This is a genomic window from Catellatospora sichuanensis (genome assembly GCF_007483665.1).
In the GTDB taxonomy this organism is placed as follows: Bacteria; Actinomycetota; Actinomycetes; order Mycobacteriales; family Micromonosporaceae; genus Catellatospora; species Catellatospora sichuanensis.
In genome coordinates this window covers 120,354-143,767 of the sequence record NZ_ML660187.1, presented here as the reverse complement: position 1 = coordinate 143,767, position 23,414 = coordinate 120,354, and the positions used below count along the sequence as shown (strand labels likewise).

Here is a 23,414-nt window from a genome sequence, read left to right as displayed (position 1 = left end):
GACATGCCGGTTCCGGTGCCGGACGGATCCGGGCGGCCTCGGCCTCAGCGCAGGCAGCAGCCGGAGCAGACCTTGGGCTGCGGCAGGGTGAAGGCCAGGCAGCAGGTGCGCCGGTGGACCTCGGGCTGCCCGTCGTCGCCGGTGCTGATGTCGACCAGGTCGGCGAGGTCGAGCGCGTCGAGCAGCTGCTGCGCGGTGCCGGCGGCGGTCGAGCCGGGCAGGGCGGGGGCGCTGCGCAGCACCGCGTACGCGATGCCGGAGGCGACGGAGCCGAGCAGGGTGCGCCGGCCGACCTTGACCTCGGCGCGGATGCGCTCGGACAGCGGGTCGAGGTGCTGGTCGAGCAGGCTGGTGCGCAGCGTCTTGAGCAGCAGCGTCTCGTCGGGGACGACGGAGATGCCGGGCACCCCGGCGTGCGCCAGCGGGTCGTCGGGCAGCACCGCGACCTGGGGCGCGCGCAGGCCGACCTGCACCAGGGCGGCACCGGGCTCGTCGCCGCCGAAGCGCAGCAGGGTGCTGTCGGTGTCGACGATCGGCACCCGGCGGGCCGCCGCCCAGCTCAGCACGGCGGGCATGGCGACCCAGTAGGTGTACGACTTCCAGGCGAGCGTCGCGGCAGCGTGCGGGGCCGCGCCCCAACGCTGGACGGCGGTGTCGAACAGGGCGGGCAGCGCCGAACCGTCGAGCAACCGGGAGGCCGGTGTCCAGCCCTCGTCGTCGGTCACCAGCAGTGGGTCGGCCAGACCGTGCACGGCCGTGAACCCTCGGCGACGGCGCACCGCACTGAGGGTGACGGTGAGGGGGCGCAGAGCGTCGGTCAGGACCAGAGGCGTCAGCGTACGCACTCGGTCTCACCGATCCTCTCTTGCACATGCACCAGCCGATACGGGGCTGACCTCACTGTACCCCGATAAGGCTAGGCTAACCAGACCGGTGTCAGTTTACGCCACTTCGCTCACCGTGTGTCACTTTCTGCGGCGGTTATGGGCCGTCGCGCACCGCCTGGCCCCTTGATCGCCTGTCAAGGTTTTTGTCAGGTAATCAGCAGTTCTCATTGTCTGGTCCTGAGGCCGCGAAGAATGAGGATTCACGACGAGCGGAGGAGGGGGCGAGGTGTGGCATGACCGAGCGGAGCGGGGCAGGGTCATGAGCGTTTCGCCGGTGGAACGTGCCGTCGAGGCGTTCGCCGCCGAGCTCGGCCGGTGGCGGATCGATCGCGGCATGACCAAGAAGCAGCTCGCCAGCAGGATGGGGTTCGACCCCTCCTACATCAGTCACATCGAGGGCCGAAGACATCGGCCGACCGAGGACTTCGCCCGCCGGGCGGAGGCCGTGCTCAACGCGGGCGGCGCGATCTGGCGCCGCTTCCAGGAATACGAGGAGGCCAGGCAGGCCCGCGGCCCGGCAACCCTGCTCACCAGGGAACCCGCCGTGCCCACCCAGTGGCTGCCACCCGGCACGGGCCTCGTCGTCGAGCTGGAGGAAGCCCAGCTGACCTACGTGGACGGCGACTACCACGTCATCGTGCGGCGAGCGCTCTACAACGCCGGCAACGAGCCGGTGACGCGTTACCTGATCCGGGTCGCGGTGGACCGCTACCCAGGGCAGCCACAGCGCTCCAACGCCCATCACCGGGCCTATCCGCTCGGACTCGAGGAACTGAACCTGGTGGCGTTCTGCGGCGAGCCCGGTGCGGCCGAGCCGATGGTGTGGCGGGCCAAGCAGGACCGCGACGCGTTCAAGGAGATCTGGCTGCTGTTCGAGAACGCCGACGGCCGGTTCCCGCTCTATCCTGGCGAGCGGACCACGGTGGAATACCGCTACCGGGTCGACGAACTGAAGTGGGGCACCTGGTTCGAACGGGCCGTCCGGCTGCCCACGCGGCGGCTGGTGGTGCAGATGCGGTTCCCGGCCATGCTCGACCCGCAGGTGTGGGGCGTCGAGACGTCGATGGCGGCCGAGGAGGCCCCACTGCGCACGCCGATCGTGCGCGAGCTTGAGGCCGACCGTGCCGTGTTCACCTGGCGCACCGAGGACCCGTCGCTGAACGCCCGGTTCCAGCTCCAGTGGCGCTTCCGAGCGCTCACGTCCGCCCCGCCCGTGGTCGCGGCTCACTGACCCCGGGGCAACGATGAGGCCCGCCGATCCCGGCGGGCCTCATGTCGTATGGCAGCAGGCTCAGTGCTCGCTGAAGGCGTCGTAGCGGATGCGGGTCTGCGGCACCTTCAGCTGCGACACAGCGCGCAGCGTGCCGCGGACCATGTTCGGTGAACCGGAGACGAAGAAGTCGTGCTCCATCCACGGGCCGAACCTCGCCAGCGCGTCGGCGACCGAGCCCTCCTCGCCGCCCCAGCCCGGGTCGTCGCTGCACACCGGCACGATCGACAGCCACGGGTACGCGGCCGCCAGCTCCTGCAGCGAGGCCAGGTCGTACAGGTCGTCGCGGTTGCGCGCGCCGAAGAAGACATGCACCCAGCGGGTCCGGTTGAACGTGGTCAGGTCCTCCAGCAGCGCCTTGATGGGGGACAGCCCGGTGCCGCCGGCGACGAAGACGATGTCGCGGGTGGACCGCCGGTCCAGCACCATGGAGCCCATCGGCGCGGCCAGCCGCACCAGGTCGCCGGCCTGCACCCGGCGCACCAGCGCGCCGGAGACCCAGCCCGCGCCCAGCGCCCGGACGTGGAAGTCCATCGTGCCGTCGGTGCGCGGTGCGTTCGCGACCGAGTAGGTGCGCCAGACCCGCGGGTGGAACTTGGGCACCTCGACCGACAGGTACTGCCCGGCGCGATACTCCAGCTGCTGGAACGGGCGCACGGTCAGCATCGCGATGTCGCTGGAGCGGCGCTCGTGCGCGATGACCTCCGCATGCCACCAGGCCGGGTTGCTGTCCGCCGAGGCGCCCGCGAGCATCTTGCGGGCGATGACGTCGTACGCGTCGCGCCAGGCCTGGTCGTACTCGTGGGACCACTCGGGTCCGGCGAACGTACGCAGCGCTTCCAGCAGCGCGGCGCCGATCAGCTCGTAATGCTCCGGAACCACCTGGAACTTGCGGTGGTCCCGGCCGAGCGACCGCAGGTACTCGTCGAACCGGTCCGGGTCGTCGACGGACTGCACCGCGGTCACGATCGCCCCCAGCAGCCGAGCCCGCTGCACGTCCATGGTCACCGGGAACATGTCCCGCACGCTCGGATTGTTGAGGAAGATCCGCGCGTAGAAGTAACCGGCCACTTTGTCCTGTTGCTCCTCGACAAGTGTCCAGCTCTCTTTCAACAGTCGCTGAAGGTCGCTCACGTTCATAACGATGTCAACGCTGCGCGTTCGCGCGTCGCACAGACTGTGCGACCCTCTTGTGTCATGGCTGCTGAAGAGCTCGTCCGGGGGATCTCCACCCCCACTCGCCCGGTCCTGCGCAACGAGGTCTGGTTGCTGCTCGGCGTCTCGCTGGGGCACTCCGCGGTGTGGTCCGCGCTGTCGCTGGTCGACAAACTGACCCGCCCGGCGCCGCTGAACCAGCAGGCCTCCGAGCTCAACGTCGCCCGCACCCCGGACCGCCCCTGGCTGGATCTGGCGTTCCAGCTCGCCGGCATCTTCTTCGCCCTCGTCCCGGCCCTGTTCGCGGCCCACCTGCTCAACCGCGGGCCCGGCTGGGACGGCCGGTTCGGCGCCCGCGGCCTGCTCGGGCTCGACGGGACCCGCCGCGGCTTCGACACCGGCTCCGGGGCGCTGCTCGCCGCCGCGATCGGCATCCCCGGGCTGGCCCTCTACGTCGCGGCCCGGGAGCTGGGCCTGAACACCACGGTCGTCGCCGAGGGCCTGGGCGAGGTGTGGTGGGCGCTGCCGGTGCTGCTGCTGGCCGCGGTGCAGAACGCGATCCTGGAGGAGGTGGTCGTCGTCGGCTACCTGATCACCCGGCTGCGCCAGCTGTCCTGGGGCGTGCCCGCCGTGATCGCGGCCAGCGCGCTGTTGCGCGGCGCATACCACCTCTACCAGGGCTTCGGCGGGTTCGTCGGCAACGCGGTGATGGGGGTGGTGTTCGCGCTGTTCTTCCTGCGCTACCGGCGCACCGGGCCGCTGATCGTCGCGCACTCCCTGCTCGACATCGTGGCCTTCGTCGGATACGCCCTGCTCGCCGATCAGCTCGACTGGATCTGAGCGGAATCCGCCGCGCCGGGCCACCATGGACCCATGCGGATACTCGCGACCGTGCTCGCCCCGGTGCTGTCCGGTGCGGCCTACCTGCTGCTGATCCCGTGGGACCTGCGCAACCGGCCGGAACACCCCGGTGAGCTGATCGAGACGACGCCGGTGCGGCCCTGGGCCGTGGCCGTGTTCGTGCTGGTGCTGCTCGCGCTGGGGCTGTGGCTGGGCCGCGCGGGCGTGCCGCCCTGGCAGGCGATGCCACTCGGGGCGGGCGTGCCGTCGGCGCTGCTGCTCGTGTCGTACCTGACGCACCGTGCTCCCGATGCGAACCCGTGGCCCCTGGCCTGGGTGTGCTTCACCGGGCTGATGGCGGGAGCGGTCGTGCTCGGCGCGCTCGCCGGGCGGTTCTCGGCGAGATGACGAAGGAGGGGGCGGCGGACGCCACCCCCTCCTTCGTCATCGATCGTCAGCTGTACTGGTAGGACACGACCGTCGGTGTCCCGTTGGCGTAGATCCGCACCGGCGTCGCCGAGGCGTGGTCCGTGCCGCCGTACCAGCCGCCCCGGAACCCGGAACCGACGTTGTACTGGAACGTCACGTGCTGCGAGCCGAGCACGCGGAACACCGCCTCGCCACCGCCCTGCTCGACCCAGCGGTAGCCGGCCACATCGCCGGTGCCGACGGTGTAGGCCACCGCGAAACCGCCGTCCGGCGAGCCGGCGGCCGTCACCCGGACCTCGGTGCCCAGCTTGAGCTGCTGGTCGAAGGTGGTGGTCTGCCCGGCCTGCACGGTCACCTTGACCGCGTCGTGCCGCTTGGCCTCGCCACCGCTCCACTGCCAGGCGTGGGAGTCGGTCTGGAAGTTCAGCGGCCACGCGTACGGGCCGAGGAAACCGATGGTGTAGCGGCCGTCGCCGCCGATACCGACGTCGCCGACGGTGCCGTTGCCGACCACCGGGGTGTCGACCGCCACCTTGCCGCGGGTGAGCGGCGTGCCGTCGGCGCCGGTGACGACACCGGTGACGACGCCCGCCTTGTCCATCCGGATCCGGTGGATGTCGCGCACCTCGCCCGAGGTGAAGGTCCACGACTTGGCCTCGCGCTGGTCGCCGGTGCCGCCGTCCTGGCCGACCCACTGCGCGCCGTAGGGCGAACCCAAGGGCAGGGCGAAGAACTGGTAGCGGCCCGCCTCGACGTCGACCGTGACCACGCCGTCGGCACCGCTCGCCCACGGGCAGCCCTCGGCCAGCCGGAACCGGTCGGTGGTGGCCGGGTACACGCAGACCCCCTCGATCGGCGCGCCGGTCGCGGCGTCCACGACCTTGGCCGTCATCCGGGCGTACGGCGTCAGGGACAGCTCGACCGCGGCCTGCTCGCCGCCCACGACGGTGACCGGCACGGCGACGGCGCTGACGAACCCGTCCGCGTGGACGTTCAGCTCCCAGGCACCCGCCGGCACGTCGGACAGCAGCGCGACACCCTGTTCGGCCCTCGCGTCGTATCGGCCGGTCACCGCGTAGAAGTCCGTGATCGGCGCGCCGGTGAGGGCGTTCTTCGCGGTGACCCGGATGCTGCCGCCGGACAGCTGCGTGTCGTTCACGTCCACCGCCTGGCCGGCCGTGACGGTGATCGTGGCGGCGTCGGCGGCGTTCAGCTTGCCGTACGCCCACTGGTCGATCGGGCGGTCCCACGCGGTGAAGTGGACCTTGTAGGTGCCCTCGGGCGTCTCGGGGAAGTTATAGAACCCTTGCCAGTGGGTCGCCGTGACGAGCGTTGCGCCGGTGACGGTGTTCACGAGGGTGACCGTGGCCGAGCTGACGCCGTTGCCGGCGGCGTCGGTGAACATGCCCTGCACCGCGCCGGTGGCGCGCAGCGTCTCGTCGACGGTGACCACCGCGTCCGCGGCCACCGTGAACACCTGCGCGTCCGCGCGGGCACGGCCACCCGGCATGTACTCGTACGCCGCGCCGGCCTCCAGGCCGACCACGTAGTCGCCGGGGAAGACGTCTGCCCGGTAGACACCGTCGGCGTCGGTGCCCGCTCCGGCGGCGTAGCTGCCGTCGGCCGCCGACTGCACGGTGACCGAGCGGTTCGCCACCGGTGAGCCGTCGGCCCGGGTGACGCGTCCGGTGATCGTGCCGACGGCCAGCGCCGTCTCGTGCACGGTGAGGGTCTGGCCCGCGACGACCTCGTACACTCCGGCCTGGCTGAACTCGCGCTTGCCCGGGGCGTACTGCGCGCCGGACGGGCCGGAGAAACGCAGCCGATGGGATCCGGCGGGCACCTGGAGCGTGTAGTGGCCGTCGGCGTCGGTGACCGTCTCCACCAGGCTGCCGTTGTCCGGCGTCGCCACGCTGACCAACGCCCACTCGATCGGGCTGCCGTCGGGGCGGGTGAACCGGCCGGTGACGGTCCCGACCGGGAAGAGGCTGTCGTCGACGACCGTCTCCGCCCCGGCACTGACCGCGAACGGGGCCGCCGAGTCCCAGCCGGTGGCGCGGTAGGCGTACTGGTTCATACGCCCCGGCGTCATGAAGAAGACGCGGTAGTCGGTGCCCGGCGGCAGGTCCGTGATCCGGTAGCGGCCGTCCGCATCGGTGACGGCGGAGTTCCAGCCCTCGCCGTGGGCGTCCACCGTGGCGCCCGCGACGGGTGCGCCATTGTCGGTGAGTCGGCCGGAGATGGTGCCGGTCTCGGGTTCGGCGTGTGCCGGCGCGGCCAGTCCCATGGTGGCGACCGCGGCGGTGAGCAGCGTCAACCCGAGCCGGCGCAGGGTGTGTCTGCGCATGCGTCCTCGGTTGGTGAGAGGGGATGTGCACACACGGGTGTAGAGGTTGCCCGTGGATGTGAGAGGGAGGATAGCGGCCAGGTCCGTCAGCAGGCTGTCCGGATTCCCGCCCGGCAAGAACGAGGGCCGGCGACCTTGCGGCCCCGGCCCTCGACTGTCGCGCTCTCGCCTAGCTGAGCACGAACTCCTTGCTTCCCGTCGCCGGGACGAACACGGTCTTCGCGTGCTCGCGGTCCGGCCCGCCGTACCAGTGCCACTGCGGGCCCTCGTTCCAGCGCACCCGCACGAACTGCGGGCCGAGCACCCGGAACGTCACGCCCTGCGCGAACGGCGCCTCCGACCAGGTGCCGCCGGAGAAGTCACCGGTCACCGTGTTCTCCATCGCCATGTAGCCGTTGCCCTGCATGCCGGGCAGCTTCACGGTGACCTCGGTGCCGCGCACCACGCGGTAGTCGTACCGGGTGGTCTTGCCGGCCTGGACCTTCACCTTGTCGGCGAGCAGCCGGTTGCCGGTGGTGCCGCTCCACTGCGGTGCGTGCCCGTCCACCTTGAACAGCAGCGGCCACTCGTACGGCCCGAGGAAGTCGATCGTGTACCGGCCGTCCGCCTCGAAGTTCGCGTAGCCGAAGCCGCCGCCGGTGTTGTACGCCTGGTCGACCACCCAGACGGTGCCCCCGGGCAGCTGCCCGGTCTCGCTGGTCACCGTGCCGGAGATGACGCCCGCCCGGTCCATCCGGATCGTCGGCGCCGTCGTCACGGTGCCCGCCGTGAACGTGAACACCTGGGCGCGCGGCTGCACGCCGGTGCCGCCGTCGCGGCCGACCCACTGCGCGCCGTAGCCCGCGGCTTGCGCCGGGAACGCGAACAGCTGCCGCTTGCCGGCCTCGACCGGGAGGTTGACCAGGCCCGAGGCGTCGGTCGGCTCGCAGCCGTCGCCGATGGCCGGAGCCACCAGGTCGAGCGCCAGCACGCACACGCCGGCCAGCGGCTGCCCGGTCGCCCGGTCCACCACCTTGGTGTGCAGCCGGGCCATCGGGGTCAGGTCGACGGTCAGCGCGGTCTCGGCACCGGCCGTGATGGTGATGGCGGTGGAGGTCGAGAGGTAACCGTTGGCGAAGATATTCGCCTGGTACGTGTCGGCCCGGACCGCCGGCACCGAGATGACGCCGTTCTCCGCGTTCGGCGAGTGGGGGCCGAAGGAGGCGTAGAACTCCTCGATCGGCTGACCGGTGGCGGCGTCCCGGGCGCGCAGCGTCAGGCTGCCGGTCGGCAGCCGCACGTCGTCGACGACCGAGTTCTGCCCCGCGGCCACGGTGATCCGGTCTGCGGCGACCGCGGTGACCTTGCCACGGGCGTACTGGTCGACGCCGTGCGCGCCGTCGAAACGCACGACGTAGTCGGCGGGCCGCAGCTCGGGGAAGGCATACCCGCCGTCCTCACCGGTGTAGGTCCACAGCACGGTGGAGCTGCCGTCGGCGAACTCGGGCCGGACCTGGACCCCGGCGAGCCCGGCGCCGGCGGCGTCGGTGAGGTGGCCGCTCAGCGAGCCGGTGGCCAGCAGTTGCTGGTCGATCGGCAGCACCGCGCCGGGGGTGACGGTGACGGTGGCGGCGTCATTCTCGTCCCAGGCGTTCGGGTACCACTGCACCAGACCGTTGTTCTCCCGGGTCAACCGCAGCCGCCAGTCGCCGCCGAAGTCGTCGATGCGGTACCGGCCGTCCAGGTCGGTGATCGCGCGCGGGCCGTCGACGCCGTCCCGGCCGACCAGATCGAGGCGCACCCCGGGGGCGGGCGCGCCGTCCGCGGTGGTGATCCGGCCGCTGACGCTGCCGATCGGCAGCTGCGTCTCGTTCACGGTCACGGACTGGCCGGCGGTGACGTCGAACACCGTGGCGGCCTCGGCGGTGCGGGCGCCGGGAGCCCACTGCGGGTCGCCGAAGTCCCGCATGAACTGGAGCCGGTACCGGCCGGGGAAGACGCCCAGCGTGTAGTTGCCGTCACCGGCCCAGACCGTCGAGGTCTGCCCGGTGTCGCTGATCGCGCTGACGTTGACCGAGAGGCCCTCGCCGCCGGCGTCGGTGAACCGTCCGGTGAAGGTGGCGTACGGGAGCAGTTCGTCGTCGACGGTGGCGACGCCGCCCGCGGTCACCGCGATCTCCGCGGCGGAGTTCCAGTCGGTCGCGCCGTAGGCGAACTGCTCGGGCCGCCCGGGAGCCTGGAAGCGCACGCCGTACGGGCCGGGGTTGAGACCGGTGATCTCGTAGGCGCCCTCGGCGTCGGTGAGTGTGCTGCCCCAGGTGTCGCCGTACGTGTCGACCTGAACGCCCGCGACGGGCTGGCCGTTTGAGGTGAGGTGTCCCTTGATGGTGCCGGTGTCGGGTTCGGCTTGCGCAGGCACGGACAATCCCAAGGTGGTGATCGTCACGGTCGCAAACACGAGCCCGAGCCGGCGCAGTGGTGTCCTGCGCATGTGTCCTCGGAGGGGGTGAGAGGGATGGCTGAGCACGCTGCGGGGAGGTCCCCGTGTGCGACACGGTATCCGTTTTGCTCTGGGCCGTGGGGGCACGGTATTCTTCTGCGTCGGTGGTCAACGGGGGAACCCGTCGGCCGCCATGGAGGCTTCGCCTAGTTCGGTCTATGGCGCCGCACTGCTAATGCGGTTGGGGTCTTAAAGCCCCTCCCGGGTTCGAATCCCGGAGCCTCCGCGCAGGACCAGCTGAACGGCCGGGAATCCGGCCGTGTATGCTGATCCCGCACCAAGCGCCCGTAGCTCAACGGATAGAGCATCTGACTACGGATCAGAAGGTTAGGGGTTCGAGTCCCTTCGGGCGCACAGAAGCCCCCCTGAGCAGCAATGTTCAGGGGGGCGTTTGCGTTTCCGGGATCAGGTGCCCGGCACGGGCCGGCTGATCCGGCGCACACGCCGTCGCGCCCGCACCACCGGTGGCGGCGCGGGCGTGCAGGCGGCGGAGGGGGTCAGTCCTTGCGGTTGGGGTCCTTGACGAAGACTCCGTCCCCTTGGCGTCCCTCGATCAGGCCTTCAGCCTTGAGCACCAGCATCGCGCCGCGGACGGAACCGTAGCTGATCTGGTACTCCTCTCGGATCTGGCTGATGGACGGCAGTTTGTCGCCCGGCTTCAGCTCCCCCGAGCGGATCTTCTCGCGGATGGCGTTAGCCAGCCGCTCGTACTTCGCGGTCATACCATCTCCCATGGCTCGCTTCAGTAGTAGATCACCGTCACTCGCCCCGAATCAACTCTTCAGCTGGATATCTAGACATAGTCAACTAGCTCGTTTATGGTGATGACGGTCTCATCCCATGGCTCGCACCCCACGGGTCGAGACCGATGGTGTGCCGACTGCTGCGAGGGACGCGTAGGCGGTACGCCGGGCGCGGCGGACCCATGCGACGGGTTTCGCGGAGCCGCCGCGCCCTCCATCGCATCGACGTCATCGGGTCGGCTGCCGCATTTACATGGTCGGGTGTCTATATGAGATCCGGTCGGCGGTCGGACCCCTGGCCATTCGGCCGATGGGGAACGCTGCAACGGGCCGCGTTACCAAAACGTTACTGATCAGTAAATCTCGACGGCGTGTGACGGCCACCACCGGCAAAGCGGGCATCGCCGGTGAAAAGCGGGGCCCTTCACGACGGTGCGTAGCTGCAAATGATCGTGGTCGCGACCGACTGTTACTGACCAGTAGCTTGGCCCTTGTGGTCCGCGTCATAAGGCGGAAACATCGTCGGCACCCCGAGCGCGGTCTCACCCTGCGCACGGCGAAGACAGACCCCGCAGGCGGTGCGCCGCGGGGCGAACCCCATCGCGAGGAGGTCCCTGTGAAGGACTCGCAAGGCAATCTGGTACTGGGGCGTACCAGATGGCGGCGCTTCGCCGCCGTGGTGATCCCGGCGACCATCGCGGTCTCCGGCCTGATGGCCGGCGTGGCCAACGGCGCCGTCCCGGTCACCTTCCACGTCTCCGGACAGACCGCCAAGATCTCGGCGGACAGCCTGGTGGCCAAGGGTTTCAGCCAGTACGGCAGCGTCGTCTTCGAGAAGAACGGCACGCCACACCCGGTGGCGATGTCCGCGATCAACGATGCGACGCTGACCAACCTGTGCCAGTCGGTGACCACACCGATCCCGGGCCTGGGCAACGTCACGCTCTTCATCCGGGCCGGCCGCGAAGACGGCGCGCCGGTGAAGGCGAAGAACCTGCTCATCGGCATGGACAGCCTGGCCGGTGACGCCGTGTTCACGAACATCAACATCGGCGCCGACGCCTCCGAGCTGACCGCCGGCGGCCCGCACCACGGCCAGGCCGGCCTGTTCGGCCAGGAAGCCGACAGGGCCGACATCCAGAACGTCAAGCAGGTCGCCCGGCTGACCCAGGCCGGCACGTTCGCGCTGAACGGCCTGTCGCTGACGGTCTCCATGGACAGCACGGGCTGCTTCCCTGACTCCGCCGCCGGCTGAGCTGTTCTCGACCGGGGACGTGTCGGCTAGGCACGTTCCCGGTCACCTGGATTCTTGGAGGCACCCGTGACCCTGTGGCAGCGGTTCCGCGCCTGGCGGCGCAGCCGGCCGTTCTGGGGTGGTCTGCTGGCCGTACTGGCCGGCGTGGAGATCATCGCCACCACGAAGATGACCCTCGACGGGGCCACTCTCAGTGTCGGCATCAACGGCTTCCAGGCGCTGCTCATCCCGCTGATGCTGGTGCTGGCAGGCCTGCTGGCCTGGTTCACGCCCGCACAGCGGATGTTCTACGGCCTGATCGCCGTGTTCGTCGCGATCTACTCGCTGGTCGCGGTCAACCTCGGCGGCTGGTTCCTGGGGACGCTGCTCGGCATCGCCGGCGGTGGCTTGATCTTCGCGTGGAATCCGGCCGACGGCGACCCGGCGGCTGGCGGCGAGCCGGAGTCCGGTGACGACGTCGACCAGCACGCTGACATGGACGGCCTGCTCGACGGGCCGATGACGGACACCCTGCCGCCTGCGGTCAACCCGCTGCGCGACGGAGTGCCCGCCCCCCGCCACCCGGCCGAGGAACAGACGGTCGCCGACGAGCGGCACCGCGGCGGCCCGCGTCACGCCGCCATGGTGATCGCCGTGGCGGCGCTGACGGCCAGCGCACTCAGCCTGGTCGTGGCGCAGCAGCCGGCGCGGGCCGCAGACTGCGGCACGCAGACGGCGGCGGCCCGGACCGGGCCGGTGCGCGAGGTCGTCGGCGGGCTCCTCGACGCGGTCGGCAGTCTGCTCGGCGCCGACCAGGCGTCGCCGAGCCCGTCGGCGTCGGTCTCGCCGGAGCCGTGCCCCTCCCCGGAGGAGCCCGCCCCGTCGCCGACCGGGGGGCCGAAGCCGTCGGCCTCCCCGAAGCCGGAGCCGTCCGGCAGCCCGTCGCCGAGCGGGTCGGCCTCGCCCGGACCGAGCGGCAGCCCCACCCCGTCACCCGCGCCGACCCTCAAAGCGGCGCGTGGCCAGCAGGCGGTCGCGGAGCGGCCGGGGCTGATGACCGGCAGCCGGGTGACGATGTACGGCCTCGCCTTCGACGGGATCGTCGAGCTGCCCACGAAGGACGGCGGGACCGTACGGACCCTCCGCTTCTCCATGGACAAGTCGGACACCAACGATTTCCGGTTGCGGGTCTACGGCAAGGACGACCGGGTCACCGACATCACCACGCCCAAGCTCACGGTGGAGGGCGACCGGGTGTACTTCTACACCAGCCGGTTCCGGGGCAAGGCCCTCGGCGTGCTGGACGTCGACTACACGCCCGACGAGCCTCCGCTGCTGACGCCGCCGCTGGTCTTCTTCACCAACCCGGTGATCGACCTGGTGTACGTCGACTCGCCCAAGCTGCGGGCACCCGACATGAAGATCGACGAGCACAGGATCTGAGCAAGTCGAAGGCCCTCGGCCGCGGAGCGCTCCGCGGCCGAGGGCCTTGTCGTATGTGCGGGTGGGTCAGACGGCGACGACGGTGTCCAGGGCGATCTCGACCATCTGCGAGAACGTCTGCTCGCGCTCCTGCGCCGTGGTGGCCTCGCCGCGCTTGATGTGGTCGCTGACCGTGAGGATGGTCAGCGCACGGGCGTCGTAGCGGGCCGCGATCGTGTAGAGCGCCGCCGACTCCATCTCCACCGCGAGCACGCCGTAGTCGGCGAGGGTGTCGTACAGGTCGGGACGGTCGGTGTAGAAGGCGTCCGCGGCCAGGATCGGGCCGACGTGCATGGTGACGCCGCGCTGCTCGGCCACCTCGACGGCCTTGCGCAGCAGTGCGAAGTTCGCCACCGGCGCGTAGTCGATCAGGCCGTCGAAGCGCATCCGGTTCATGTTCGAGTCGGTGCTCGACCCGATCGCGGCGACCACGTCGCGCAGATTCAGCGACTCGGCCAGGGCCCCGCAGGACCCGACCCGGATCAGCGTCTTCACGCCGTACTCGTTGATCAGCTCGTGGGCGTAGATGGAGGCCGAGGGCATCCCCATCCCCGAGCCCTGCACCGACACCCGGGTGCCCTGGTAGGTGCCGGTGAAACCGAACATGTTGCGCACCGTCGAGTAGCACTTGGCGTCCTCGAGGTAGTTCTCCGCGATCCATTTGGCCCGTAGCGGGTCGCCCGGCATGAGGACCCGGTCCGCGATCTCACCGGGCTTGGCGCCGATATGCGTACTCATAAGGCGATCTTCCCACGCTGCCGCGAGGCCCCGACGGCAGATCACCACGCGGAGACGGGCTTCACGACCTCCACCTCGCCGTGAGGCGCGCCATGGGTGCGCCGCACCGGTTCCGGGGACCCGAAGGCCTTGCGTGGAAAGGAGAACGCCCGGCTGTCCGTGGAGGACTGCCGGGCGTTCTGCCGTTGGCGGTGGCGGAGGGATTTGAACCCTCGGAGGAGTTACCCCCTCACACGCTTTCGAGGCGTGCTCCTTAGGCCGCTCGGACACGCCACCGCCGAAGACTCTACACGAGGGTTCAGCAGGCCCCGAAACCGGTATTGAAGAGCCGGGTCAGGTACTCGCCGTAGCCCGCCACGGCCTTCTGCACGGTGGTGCCGTCGTGCAGGAACAGGTAGCCCCGGTCGCCCCGGGTGACCAGCAGTCCGTCGAAGCGGTGGCTGTCCGCGGGTGCCGTCAGCACCTGGGCATCGGGGTAGGCGGTCCGCGCCTCCTGCAGAGAGCTGCCGGTGTGCACACCCTCCGGGGTGCGCAGCGGCGCGTCGAACCACATCATGACCAGGCGGTCGTCGGCCGCGAAGACGAGGTTGCCCTGGGGCATGCCGGTGACCTGTGTGCTGCAGCCGTTGCGCGCCTTGTCCAGGCGAGGCTCAAGGTCGGCGCGCTTGGTGCCGAAGCGCACGTCCCGCACGCCCTGCAGGTGGACGATGTCCGGGCCCTGGACGACCGGTGTGGCGCTGACGGCCGACCCCTGGGCGGGGTTGGCCGGGGCCTGTGTCGCCTGGGCGCACGCGGCGCCCAGCATCATGACGGTCGCGAGGGCGAAAGCTCCGCGCATGGCTGTCCCCCTAAAGACACCGGCCTGTGAGGCGACTCCCACCGGGGGTGAGGTCGTGCCCTCGACTATACGACTACATTCCGTGACTGCCACCTCACGCTGAGGCTTTCTCGGATCCGTCGAGCGGCATATTCATCCGACCTGTTGCACTTATATGTGCACTTCGAATATCTCAGAATGCGATAAATAGTACGAAACGTCTCGATCAGAATTATGCGGCCACTGACCGACGCAGCCGCACGAACCCCAGCCAAGGGACAACGGGCTGTCGGTGCGGAGGGCTATGGATCGGGCGCTCGCAGGGGGTGGACGTCACCCCTGCGTGGTCCGTCGCGATGCGATCGACCGCTGAGCACAGAGCCCGCATCGCGACGATCCGGGCTCACGTGCGTCTCATGCGCTATCCAGGCCTATTTTTCGTAGTGGAACCGGCACTGCACGATTTCGAGGTTCTGGCCCTTCACCCGGTAGACCAGACGGTGTTCCTGGTCGATGCGCCGTGACGCCCATCCGGAGAGCTTTCCGGTGAGCAGTTCTGGCTTGCCGATGCCCTCGGCGTCGTCGCCTCGCTGGATGTCGCGCACCAACCTGTTGATGCGCCGGACCTGCTTGCGGTCGTTCTCCTGCCACCACAGGTACTCATCCCAGGCACCGGGGTGCCAGACGATGTTCATCCTCTACGCCTCGCCAACGTCCTCAGCGTCGCGAAGGTCGTGCGGCTCACCGCCGCCCGCCTCCATGTCTGCGATGCGCTCGGTCAGCACCCTGCCGTTTACCCCTTCCAGCAGGTACAGCGTTTCGCGCATCGAGTTGTACCAGTGCAGCGGCAGCACGACCATCGGGTCGTGACCGCTGCGGGTGATGACGGTCTCTTCGGCGTCGTTCTCAATCTGGTCGAAGACCTTCGACAGGTTGTTGCGCGCCTCCGAGAACTGAATCAGCTTCATGTTGATCTCCTTGGCCAGCGGGGCAGTGGATGGGGCGAGCATCCACTCGGCAAAACCTCGCTTGCACAAGAAATTGTGCAACTACTTGTGCAAGTCGTCAAGCTGCTGAAACGGCGGGGCCGAGATCGGCCGGCAAGAAGCGGTGAGCGGAAGAAGCATCGGCGGGGTGGCCTGAGGGCGCTGGACGTCCAGAACCGGATCCCACGCAAACGGGAGCCCCGATCCGAAGACCGGGGCTCCCGTTATGCTGCCTGGACGAGCGGAGGATACGAGATTCGAACTCGTGAGGGTTTTATCCCAACACGCTTTCCAAGCGTGCGCCCTAGGCCTCTAGGCGAATCCTCCGTCGAGAAGGATACATACCGGGGTCGGGGTCGGCACGTGCACCCCCGCCGGGTACAGTTTGCTCAGCCCCCGTGCGGCGGCATCCTGTGAACCTCCCCAGGGCCGGAAGGCAGCAAGGATAAGCAGGCAATACCGGGTGCACGGGGGCCCTTTCATGCCCGCGCCCGCCGTCCGGCCGCCACGCACCTTCATGATCAATGTTCGTGACGGTGGCGAGGACTAGGCTGAGGGCGACATCCGACGGGTGACTGGTAGGGGAGTGCGGCGATGCGGCCGGGTGGACAGCCGAACATGCAGCAGCTGATGAAGCAGGCGCAGAAGATGCAGCAGCAGCTCGCCTCGGCGCAGGCGGCGCTGGCGGAGACGGAGGTCACCGGCACGGCCGGTGGCGGGCTGGTCACCGTCACGATGACCGGTTCCGGCGAGTTCCGCGGCATCTCCATCGACCCGAAGGTGGTCGACCCCGACGACGTGGAGACGCTGGAGGACCTGGTGTCCGCCGCGATGGCCAACGCCGCCGACGAGGTGCGCAAGCTGACCGAGCAGAAGATGGGTCCGCTGTCCGCCGGTCTCGGCGGCATGGGCCTCCCCTTCTAGGCCCGCGACCGTGTACGAAGGCGCGATCCAGGACCTCATCGACGAGCTCGGCCGGCTCCCCGGAGTAGGGCCCAAGAGCGCCCAGCGCATCGCGTTCCACGTGCTCTCGGCCGATCCGACGGACATCAAGCGGCTGGCCGCCGCCCTCACCCGGGTCAAGGAGCAGGTGCGCTTCTGCGTGCTCTGCTTCAACGTCGCCGAGGAGGAGCGGTGCCGCATCTGCCGCGACCCGCGGCGGCGTGACGACGCGCTGTGCGTGGTCGAGGAGCCCAAGGACGTCGTCGCGATCGAGCGGACCAACGAGTTCCGCGGCCGCTACCACGTGCTCGGCGGGGCGATCAATCCGCTGGAGGGCATCGGTCCCGACCACCTGCGCATCCGTGAGCTGATGGCCCGGCTCAGCTCGGGTCAGGTGACCGAGCTGATCCTCGCCACGGACCCGAACACCGAGGGCGAGGCGACGGCGACGTATCTCGCGCTGCTGGTCAAGCCGATGGGCATCACGGTGTCCCGGCTGGCGAGCGGCCTGCCCGTCGGCGGCGACCTCGAGTACGCCGACGAGATCACTCTCGGTCGTGCTTTCGAGGGCCGACGGACCCTCTGAGCGGCCCTCCAATCCCGCAGAGATTCGCATAACTCGATATCTTCTTGGCTCTTACCTGCGATTTTCTTCGTACCTGGCGTCCGTTTTTTATAACGCCACCATCACGGACCGGCCTGAACTTGGTTACAGGCACCCTGTGAGCTTGACGCCGGGCGAACTTGCGAAGAATGCTCTGATCATGCGGTGGCGTGCACCACACTCCACCGCTGTCGCCCTGTCATCCGACCGCCCCCACGGTGGAGAGAGGGTCGGGCGGCGCGAATCACGCAGGTAACAACCGAGCGGATGTCGCGCGCGGCGCACCGCCATCCGCCCGTCCGGGCGTACCGGTGCGACGTCGTCGCCTCCGCAGGGAGGCAGCCGGTATATGGCCACGCGAACCGACACCTCGGCCCCCGAGGGGACCAAGGCGCCCGCGAAGGCGATCGAGGGGCGTTCCCTCGGCCGCATCGCCTGGACGCGCCTCAAGCGCGACAAGGCGGCCATGGCCGGCGGCATGGTGGTGATCGGGCTGATCCTCATGGCGGTCTTCGCGCCGCTGATCGTGAGCTGGCTCGGCCACCCGCCGAACGAGTTCCACCAGGACAACAGCCTGCTCGCGGCGGAACTGGGCGGCCTGCCCCGCGGTGACTTCCTGTTCTTCGAGAACAGCGGTATCAGCGGCGACTTCCTCTTCGGCCTGGAGCCGCAGAACGGCCGCGACCTGTTCAGCGAGATCGTCTACGGCGCCCGGGTCTCGCTGCTGATCGCCTTCCTGGCCACCCTGGTGTCGGTGGTCATCGGCTCCGCCCTCGGCGTCATCGCCGGCTTCTTCGGCGGCATGGCGGACACCGTGATCAGCTTCCTGATGAACGTCTTCCTGGCGTTCCCGCTGCTGCTGTTCGCGATCGCGCTCGTCGGCGTGCTGCCCGACACGGCGTTCGGGCTGTCCGGCAACTCGCTGCGCATCGCCCTGCTGATCTTCATCATCGGCTTCTTCAACTGGCCGTACATCGCCCGCATCGTGCGCGGCCAGACGCTGTCGCTGCGCGAGCGCGAGTTTGTCGACGCCGCCCGCAGCCTGGGCGCGCGCGGGCCGTACATCATCGTCAAGGAGATGCTGCCGAACCTGGTGGCGCCCATCCTCGTCTACGCCACCCTGCTCATCCCCACGAACATCCTGTTCGAGGCGGCGCTGTCGTTCCTCGGCGTCGGCGTGCAGCGGCAGGTCGTCGGCGAGCCCGGAGTCACCTGGGGCGGCCTGCTCTCGGACGCGGCACGCAACTCGGTGGTCCACTTCATGTTCTTCCCCGGTATGGCGATCTTCATCACCGTGCTGGCCTTCAACCTCTTCGGCGACGGACTTCGCGACGCGCTCGATCCCAAGAGCAAGCGCTGACCCGAGCCACGCAACACCACCCACAGCGCGGTTCGAGACACGGACCGCTCCCCCCAGGGAGGAAGTTAGTGAGAAACAAGGGAAGGGTGCTGGCGGCGGCCTCGGCCGTCTTCGCACTCGCGGTGACCGCAGCCTGCGGCTCCGGCGATGACACCACGAAGACCCCGGAGGTGAAGCCGGAGTTCAACGCCGCGCTCACCTCGGTGTTCAACCCGTCTGACAAGCCGGGTGGCACGCTCAAGATGGCCATCTCGTCCGACTGGGACTCTGTCGACCCCGGCGACACCTACTACGGCCTCTCCTGGAACCTGCTCCGCCTGTACGGCCGGTCGCTGGTCATGTTCAAGGCGGCTCCGGGCGCTGCCAGTGCCGAGCTCATTCCGGACCTTGCCGAGAGCCTGGGCGTGCCCAGCGACGGCGGCAAGACCTGGACCTACAAGCTGCGGCCCGGCGTCAAGTTCGAGGACGGCACCCCGATCACGTCCAAGGACGTGAAGTACGGGGTCATGCGGTCGATGGACAAGGAGGTGCTGGTCAACGGCTACACCTACTTCAACGACTTCCTGGACATCGAGGCCGACTACAAGGGCCCGTTCAAGGACAAGGCCGCCGACACCAAGGCGATCACGACCCCGGACGACCAGACCATCGTCTTCCACCTGAAGCAGGCCTTCGGCGGCTTCGACTACTTCGCGATGCTGCCGGCCACCGTGCCGGTGCCGGCTGCGAAGGACACCGGTGTGAAGTACAAGGAGCACGTCGTCTCCTCCGGCCCGTACATGTTCGACAAGTACGAGGCGGGCAAGGGCTTCACGCTCAAGCGCAACCCGAACTGGGACAAGGCGACCGACCCGAACCGCAAGGCGCTGCCGGACGCGTACGACGTCAAGATCGGCCTGAACGCCGACGACATCGACAACCAGCTGATCTCGGGTGACCTGCACGTCGACATCGCGGGCACCGGTGTGCAGCCGGCCGCGCTGCCGAAGGTGCTGCAGGACAACGCCCTCAAGGCGTACGCCGACAACCCGGCGGTCGCCCGCCTGTGGTACACCTCGATCAACCCCAAGGTCGCTCCCTTCGACAAGAAGGAGTGCCGCGAGGCCGTCATGTACGCGGTGGACCGCACCTCGTACCAGGCCGCCTTCGGTGGCGAGTTCGCCGGTGGCCAGATCGCGACGAGCATCATGCCGCCCCAGATCCCGGGCTACGCGCCGACCAACGTCTACCCGGCGGGTGCGGACAACAAGGGTGACCTCGACAAGGCCAAGGCGGCGCTGCAGGCTTGCGGCAAGCCCGACGGCTTCGACGTGACGATGGGCTTCCGGGCCGAGCGTCCCAAGGAGAAGGCGACCGCCGAGGCGTTCCAGCAGGCGCTGGCCCGCGTGGGCATCAAGGTCACCCTGAAGGGCTTCCCGACCGGTGACTACTTCTCGCTGTACGCGGGCAAGCCGTCCTACCGCAACAGCCCGTCCACCGGCCTGGGTCTGATGACCAACGGCTGGGGTGCGGACTGGCCGGACGGCTACGGCTTCCTGTCGCAGATCGTGGACAGCCGGGTCATCCGTGACTCGGGTGGCTCGTCCAACCTGTCCGTCATGATCCCCGAGGTCGACACCATGATCGACCAGGCGCTGGCCGAGACCGACGTCAAGAAGCGCGAAGCGCTCTGGGCGCAGATCGACAAGCGCGTCATGGAGGAGGCGGTCATCCTGCCCGGTGTCTGGTCGAAGGCCCTGACGCTGCGTGGCAAGGGTGTGACCAACGTCTTCGTCAACGAGGCGTTCGGTCAGTACGACTACCTCTCCATGGGTGTGGCGCAGTAAGCAGCACACCTGCTCCAACCCACCTGGCAATCATCAAAGGTAGGTGAAGGCGCAGGGTGGCCGGTCCGGCCGGGCTCGTTTGCCCGGCCGGACCGGCTGCCCAAGCCGAAATCGTGGTCACTTTCTTCATCCGCCGGACAATCGGCGCGGCACTGATGCTCCTCGTGGTCAGCATCGCGACCTTCCTGATCTTCTTCGGGTTGCCTCGCCTCGCCGGCGCCACTCCCGAGACCTTCGCCGCGCGATACCTCGGCCGCACCGCCGATGAGCACACTCAGCAGCTGTTCGCCGAGAAACTGGGCTTCTACGACCCGCTCTGGCAGCAGTACTGGAACTGGATCAAGGCGATCTTCGTCGGCACCGACTACGACTACGGCACCGGCATCGAACACTGCGCCGCACCCTGCTTCGGCTACTCCTTCCGCACCAACCACGCGGTCTGGGACGACCTGCTGGACCGGCTTCCGGTCACCGTCTCGCTGACCCTGGGCGCCTCGATCCTCTGGCTGGTCACGGGTGTCGCGGTCGGCGTGCTGAGCGCGCTGCGCAAGGGCAGTTTCTTCGACCGGGCCGCGATGACGGGCGCGCTGGCGGGTGTATCGCTGCCGCCGTACTTCACCGGCCTGATGTTCCTCTACTTCTTCAGCTACCAGTTCGACCTGACCGCGCCCGGCGGCACCTACGTCGACTTCAGCGACAGTCCAGGGGAGTGGGCGTACAGCCTGATCCTGCCGTGGATCACGCTGGCGATGCTGAACGCCGCGGCCTACGCGCGGTTCACCCGAGCGGGCATGCTCGACACGATGGGCGAGGACTTCATCCGCACCGCGCGGGCCAAGGGCCTGCACGAACGGGTGGTGGTCACCAAGCACGGCCTGCGCGCCGCGCTGACCCCCATCATCACGATCTTCGGCCTGGACGTCGGCCTGCTGCTCGGCGGTGCGATCCTCACGGAGAGCACCTTCGGGCTCAAGGGCCTGGGCTACCTCGCCATCGACGCCATCAACAAGCAGGACTTCCCACAGATCATGGGTGTGACGATGTTCGCGGCGTTCTTCGTCGTCGTCGCCAACCTGATCGTCGATATGCTCTACGCGGTGGTCGACCCGCGGGTGAGGCTGTCATGAACAACGTGATCTCTCCTCGGCGGGATCCCACCGCCCGGCCGTTCCTCGAGCTGCGCGACCTGAAGATCCACTTCCCGACCGACGACGGCCTGGTCAAGTCCGTGGACGGGCTCTCCTTCTCGCTGGAGCGGGGCAAGACGCTCGGCATCGTGGGCGAGTCGGGCTCCGGCAAGTCGGTGTCCAGCCTGGGCATCCTCGGCATCTACCACCGCCGCAACGCGAACGTGTCGGGCGAGATCTGGCTCGACGGCCAGGAACTGGTCGGCGCGTCGCCGGAAACCGTGCGCGGGTTGCGCGGCAAGCGGATGGCGATGATCTTCCAGGACCCGCTGTCGGCGATGCACCCCTACTACACCATCGGTGACCAGATCATCGAGGCGTACCGGGTGCACCACAAGGTGTCCAAGAAGGTCGCCCGCAAGCACGCGATCGACCTGCTGGCCCGGGTCGGCATCCCGCAGCCGGACAAGCGCGTCGACGACTACCCGCACCAGTTCTCCGGCGGCATGCGCCAGCGCGCGATGATCGCGATGGCGCTGTCCTGCGATCCCGAGCTGCTGATCGCCGACGAGCCGACCACCGCGCTCGACGTGACGGTGCAGGCGCAGATCCTGGACCTGATGCGCGACCTGCAGCAGGAGTTCAACTCCGCGCTGATCATCATCACGCACGACCTGGGGGTCACCGCCGAGCTCGCCGATGACGTGCTGGTCATGTACGGCGGCAAGTGCATCGAGTACGGCGCGGCCACGGAGATCTTCGACAACCCCGAGCACCCGTACACCTGGGGCCTGCTCGGCTCGATGCCGCGACTGGACCAGCCGGTCACCGAGCGGCTGCTGCCCATCAAGGGCACCCCGCCGTCGCTGATCAACGTGCCGTCCGGCTGCTCCTTCCACCCGCGCTGCGCCTTCGACGGGCGCACCGGCGGAGCCAGCGACACGCTCGTGCCCGAGCTGGAGCTCACCGGCACCAGCGGTCACCGGGTGCGCTGCCACATGCCCGCACACGTGCGTCAGCAGATCTGGCACAACGAGATCAAGCCGACCCTGGAGGGCACCGGCGGGCACAGCGTGGCGAGCATGTCAGAGCTGCCCTCCGCCTCCGACGAGCAAAGCGAGGAGGTCGCATGAGCAACGACGCTCTGCTGTCGGTGCGCGGCCTGCAGAAGCACTTCCCGATCACCAAGGGCGTGCTGCGCCGCAAGGTGGGCGCGGTGCAGGCCGTCGACGGCCTCGACTTCGACGTGCTGCCGGGTGAGACGCTCGGCCTGGTCGGCGAGTCAGGCTGCGGCAAGACGACCACCGGCCGGCTGCTGACCCGGCTCATCGAGCCCACCGGCGGCAGCATCCACTTCGAGGGCCAGGACATCTCGCACATGTCGCAGGGACGGCTCCGCCCGTTCCGCCGCGACCTGCAGATGATCTTCCAGGACCCGTACTCGTCGCTGAACCCCCGGCACACGGTCGGCGCCATCGTCGGCGCTCCGTTCCGGATCCAGGGTGTGAAGACCGAGCACGGCGTCAAGCGCGAGGTGCAGAAGCTGTTGGAGCTCGTGGGCCTCAACCCCGAGCACTACAACCGGTACCCGCACGAGTTCTCCGGCGGCCAGCGCCAGCGCATCGGCATCGCCCGTACGCTGGCCCTGAAGCCGAAGATGATCATCGCGGACGAGCCGGTCTCGGCACTGGACGTGTCCATCCAGGCGCAGGTGGTCAACCTGCTGGAGGACCTGCAGACCGAACTCGGGCTGACCTACGTCGTGATCGCGCACGACCTGTCGGTGGTGCGCCACATCTCCGACCGGGTCGCGGTGATGTACCTGGGCAAGATCGTCGAGGTCGCCGACCGGGAGTCGCTGTACCGCGCGCCGCGCCACCCGTACACGGCCGCGCTGCTGTCGGCGGTGCCGGTGCCCGATCCACGCCGGCGCGAGAGCGGCCAGCGCGAGCGCATCCTGCTCACCGGTGACGTGCCCAGCCCGATCAACCCGCCGTCGGGCTGCCGGTTCCGCACCCGGTGCTGGAAGGCGCAGGACATCTGCGCCACCACGCCGCCGCCGCTGGTCCGCCACGGCGACGACAACGCCGGTCACCTGGCCGCCTGCCACTTCCCGATGGCACTCGGCGAGAAGCGCTGACCGCCCCG

The 23,414-nt window shown here is 69.1% G+C and carries 20 protein-coding genes, 4 tRNA genes, 1 other RNA gene and 1 pseudogene; 15 read left to right on the top strand and 11 right to left on the bottom strand.

Going from position 1 to position 23,414, the window contains the following annotated elements; all coding sequences use genetic code 11:
• Positions 1-44: 44 nt before the first annotated feature.
• Entirely contained in the window at positions 45-836 is a 792-nt protein-coding gene (locus FLL47_RS07870) for a (2Fe-2S)-binding protein (RefSeq protein WP_246157672.1), read from the bottom strand.
• Positions 837-1,146: 310 nt separating this feature from the next.
• Between FLL47_RS07870 and FLL47_RS07865 the strand changes: the two are divergent.
• Positions 1,147-2,100, top strand: a pseudogene (locus FLL47_RS07865) (helix-turn-helix domain-containing protein); the annotation flags it as partial.
• Positions 2,101-2,178: 78 nt separating this feature from the next.
• Here FLL47_RS07865 and FLL47_RS07860 read toward each other — a convergent pair.
• Positions 2,179-3,291 carry a globin domain-containing protein gene (locus FLL47_RS07860; protein ID WP_144119780.1) on the bottom strand — a complete coding sequence of 371 codons (1,113 nt, stop codon included), beginning with the start codon at positions 3,289-3,291 and terminating at the stop codon, positions 2,179-2,181.
• A gap of 63 nt (positions 3,292-3,354) precedes the next feature.
• Between FLL47_RS07860 and FLL47_RS07855 the strand changes: the two genes are divergently transcribed.
• Together FLL47_RS07855 and FLL47_RS07850 are read left to right on the top strand one after the other, a co-directional pair.
• Positions 3,355-4,152: a CPBP family intramembrane glutamic endopeptidase gene (locus tag FLL47_RS07855; protein WP_144119779.1), complete on the top strand. Its 798-nt coding sequence runs from the start codon at positions 3,355-3,357 to the stop codon at positions 4,150-4,152.
• A 33-nt stretch (positions 4,153-4,185) separates the two neighbouring features.
• The gene (locus tag FLL47_RS07850; RefSeq protein WP_144119778.1) at positions 4,186-4,560 is read left to right on the top strand and encodes a hypothetical protein; all 375 of its coding nucleotides are present in this window, start codon (positions 4,186-4,188) and stop codon (positions 4,558-4,560) included.
• A 46-nt stretch (positions 4,561-4,606) separates the two neighbouring features.
• Here the strand turns inward: FLL47_RS07850 and FLL47_RS07845 are convergent, their stop codons facing one another.
• Positions 4,607-6,928: a carboxypeptidase-like regulatory domain-containing protein gene (locus FLL47_RS07845; protein ID WP_144119777.1), complete on the bottom strand. Its 2,322-nt coding sequence runs from the start codon at positions 6,926-6,928 to the stop codon at positions 4,607-4,609.
• A gap of 169 nt (positions 6,929-7,097) precedes the next feature.
• Positions 7,098-9,326, bottom strand: a complete 2,229-nt coding sequence (locus FLL47_RS07840; RefSeq protein ID WP_186315608.1) for a carboxypeptidase-like regulatory domain-containing protein — start codon at positions 9,324-9,326, stop codon at positions 7,098-7,100.
• A 216-nt stretch (positions 9,327-9,542) separates the two neighbouring features.
• Between FLL47_RS07840 and FLL47_RS07835 the strand changes: the two genes are divergently transcribed.
• Together FLL47_RS07835 and FLL47_RS07830 are read left to right on the top strand one after the other, a co-directional pair.
• Positions 9,543-9,633, top strand: a tRNA-Ser gene (locus tag FLL47_RS07835).
• 55 nt (positions 9,634-9,688) lie between these two features.
• A tRNA-Arg gene (locus tag FLL47_RS07830) sits at positions 9,689-9,761 on the top strand.
• Between the two features lie 143 nt (positions 9,762-9,904).
• Here the strand turns inward: FLL47_RS07830 and FLL47_RS07825 are convergent.
• Positions 9,905-10,129 (bottom strand): winged helix-turn-helix domain-containing protein, encoded by a 225-nt coding sequence (locus tag FLL47_RS07825; RefSeq protein ID WP_144119775.1) that lies wholly within the window; start codon positions 10,127-10,129, stop codon positions 9,905-9,907.
• A gap of 637 nt (positions 10,130-10,766) precedes the next feature.
• Here FLL47_RS07825 and FLL47_RS07820 point away from each other — a divergent pair.
• A complete protein-coding gene (locus tag FLL47_RS07820; RefSeq protein WP_186315607.1) occupies positions 10,767-11,405 on the top strand; it encodes a DUF6230 family protein in 639 nt (212 codons plus the stop codon).
• A 66-nt stretch (positions 11,406-11,471) separates the two neighbouring features.
• On the top strand, positions 11,472-12,827 hold the full coding sequence (locus FLL47_RS07815; protein WP_144119774.1) for a DUF6114 domain-containing protein: 1,356 nt from the start codon (positions 11,472-11,474) through the stop codon (positions 12,825-12,827).
• 66 nt (positions 12,828-12,893) lie between these two features.
• On the opposite strand, the gene deoD is transcribed toward FLL47_RS07815, so the two are convergent.
• From deoD to FLL47_RS07785, 6 genes are all read right to left on the bottom strand, one after another.
• The gene (gene deoD / locus FLL47_RS07810) at positions 12,894-13,604 is read right to left on the bottom strand and encodes a purine-nucleoside phosphorylase (RefSeq protein WP_144119773.1); all 711 of its coding nucleotides are present in this window, start codon (positions 13,602-13,604) and stop codon (positions 12,894-12,896) included.
• 186 nt (positions 13,605-13,790) lie between these two features.
• A tRNA-Ser gene (locus FLL47_RS07805) sits at positions 13,791-13,880 on the bottom strand.
• Between the two features lie 22 nt (positions 13,881-13,902).
• The gene (locus FLL47_RS07800; protein ID WP_144119772.1) at positions 13,903-14,442 is read right to left on the bottom strand and encodes a hypothetical protein; all 540 of its coding nucleotides are present in this window, start codon (positions 14,440-14,442) and stop codon (positions 13,903-13,905) included.
• Positions 14,443-14,852: 410 nt separating this feature from the next.
• A complete protein-coding gene (locus FLL47_RS07795) occupies positions 14,853-15,116 on the bottom strand; it encodes a Txe/YoeB family addiction module toxin (RefSeq protein ID WP_144119771.1) in 264 nt (87 codons plus the stop codon).
• A gap of 3 nt (positions 15,117-15,119) precedes the next feature.
• A complete protein-coding gene (locus FLL47_RS07790) occupies positions 15,120-15,389 on the bottom strand; it encodes a type II toxin-antitoxin system Phd/YefM family antitoxin (RefSeq protein WP_186315606.1) in 270 nt (89 codons plus the stop codon).
• A 260-nt stretch (positions 15,390-15,649) separates the two neighbouring features.
• Positions 15,650-15,734: transfer RNA gene (locus FLL47_RS07785), tRNA-Ser, on the bottom strand.
• 60 nt (positions 15,735-15,794) lie between these two features.
• Between FLL47_RS07785 and ffs the strand changes: the two genes are divergently transcribed.
• The 8 genes from ffs (at position 15,795) to FLL47_RS07745 (ending at position 23,406) form a co-directional block, all read left to right on the top strand.
• Positions 15,795-15,890: signal recognition particle sRNA small type (gene ffs / locus FLL47_RS07780), an RNA gene on the top strand.
• A 135-nt stretch (positions 15,891-16,025) separates the two neighbouring features.
• Complete coding sequence (locus tag FLL47_RS07775) at positions 16,026-16,331, top strand: YbaB/EbfC family nucleoid-associated protein (RefSeq protein ID WP_222105995.1); 306 nt, start codon at positions 16,026-16,028, stop codon at positions 16,329-16,331.
• 10 nt (positions 16,332-16,341) lie between these two features.
• Positions 16,342-16,935, top strand: a complete 594-nt coding sequence (recR, locus tag FLL47_RS07770; protein WP_144119768.1) for a recombination mediator RecR — start codon at positions 16,342-16,344, stop codon at positions 16,933-16,935.
• Positions 16,936-17,302: 367 nt separating this feature from the next.
• Positions 17,303-18,313, top strand: coding sequence for an ABC transporter permease (locus FLL47_RS07765; RefSeq protein ID WP_144119767.1), 1,011 nt, complete (start codon positions 17,303-17,305; stop codon positions 18,311-18,313).
• 68 nt (positions 18,314-18,381) lie between these two features.
• Positions 18,382-20,139: an ABC transporter substrate-binding protein gene (locus FLL47_RS07760; protein WP_144119766.1), complete on the top strand. Its 1,758-nt coding sequence runs from the start codon at positions 18,382-18,384 to the stop codon at positions 20,137-20,139.
• Between the two features lie 113 nt (positions 20,140-20,252).
• Positions 20,253-21,266: an ABC transporter permease gene (locus tag FLL47_RS07755; RefSeq protein ID WP_144119765.1), complete on the top strand. Its 1,014-nt coding sequence runs from the start codon at positions 20,253-20,255 to the stop codon at positions 21,264-21,266.
• On the top strand, positions 21,263-22,399 hold the full coding sequence (locus tag FLL47_RS07750; RefSeq protein WP_144119764.1) for an ABC transporter ATP-binding protein: 1,137 nt from the start codon (positions 21,263-21,265) through the stop codon (positions 22,397-22,399). Before FLL47_RS07755 ends, FLL47_RS07750 begins: the two co-directional genes overlap by 4 nt.
• Positions 22,396-23,406, top strand: a complete 1,011-nt coding sequence (locus FLL47_RS07745; protein WP_144119763.1) for an ABC transporter ATP-binding protein — start codon at positions 22,396-22,398, stop codon at positions 23,404-23,406. The genes FLL47_RS07750 and FLL47_RS07745 overlap by 4 nt, the downstream gene beginning before the upstream one ends.
• Positions 23,407-23,414: the final 8 nt, after the last annotated feature.

Excerpts from the sequence above, each read along its gene's own strand:
- FLL47_RS07855 (WP_144119779.1), top strand. The coding sequence starts at position 3,355 with ATGGCTGCTGAAGAGCTCGTCCGGGGGATCTCCACCCCCACTCGCCCG.
- FLL47_RS07850 (WP_144119778.1), top strand. The coding sequence starts at position 4,186 with ATGCGGATACTCGCGACCGTGCTCGCCCCGGTGCTGTCCGGTGCGGCC.
- FLL47_RS07845 (WP_144119777.1), bottom strand. The coding sequence starts at position 6,928 with ATGCGCAGACACACCCTGCGCCGGCTCGGGTTGACGCTGCTCACCGCC.
- FLL47_RS07825 (WP_144119775.1), bottom strand. The coding sequence starts at position 10,129 with ATGACCGCGAAGTACGAGCGGCTGGCTAACGCCATCCGCGAGAAGATC.
- deoD (WP_144119773.1), bottom strand. The coding sequence starts at position 13,604 with ATGAGTACGCATATCGGCGCCAAGCCCGGTGAGATCGCGGACCGGGTC.
- FLL47_RS07800 (WP_144119772.1), bottom strand. The coding sequence starts at position 14,442 with ATGCGCGGAGCTTTCGCCCTCGCGACCGTCATGATGCTGGGCGCCGCG.
- FLL47_RS07795 (WP_144119771.1), bottom strand. The coding sequence starts at position 15,116 with ATGAACATCGTCTGGCACCCCGGTGCCTGGGATGAGTACCTGTGGTGG.
- FLL47_RS07790 (WP_186315606.1), bottom strand. The coding sequence starts at position 15,389 with ATGAAGCTGATTCAGTTCTCGGAGGCGCGCAACAACCTGTCGAAGGTC.
- FLL47_RS07775 (WP_222105995.1), top strand. The coding sequence starts at position 16,026 with ATGCAGCAGCTGATGAAGCAGGCGCAGAAGATGCAGCAGCAGCTCGCC.
- FLL47_RS07765 (WP_144119767.1), top strand. The coding sequence starts at position 17,303 with ATGGCCACGCGAACCGACACCTCGGCCCCCGAGGGGACCAAGGCGCCC.
- FLL47_RS07750 (WP_144119764.1), top strand. The coding sequence starts at position 21,263 with ATGAACAACGTGATCTCTCCTCGGCGGGATCCCACCGCCCGGCCGTTC.
- FLL47_RS07745 (WP_144119763.1), top strand. The coding sequence starts at position 22,396 with ATGAGCAACGACGCTCTGCTGTCGGTGCGCGGCCTGCAGAAGCACTTC.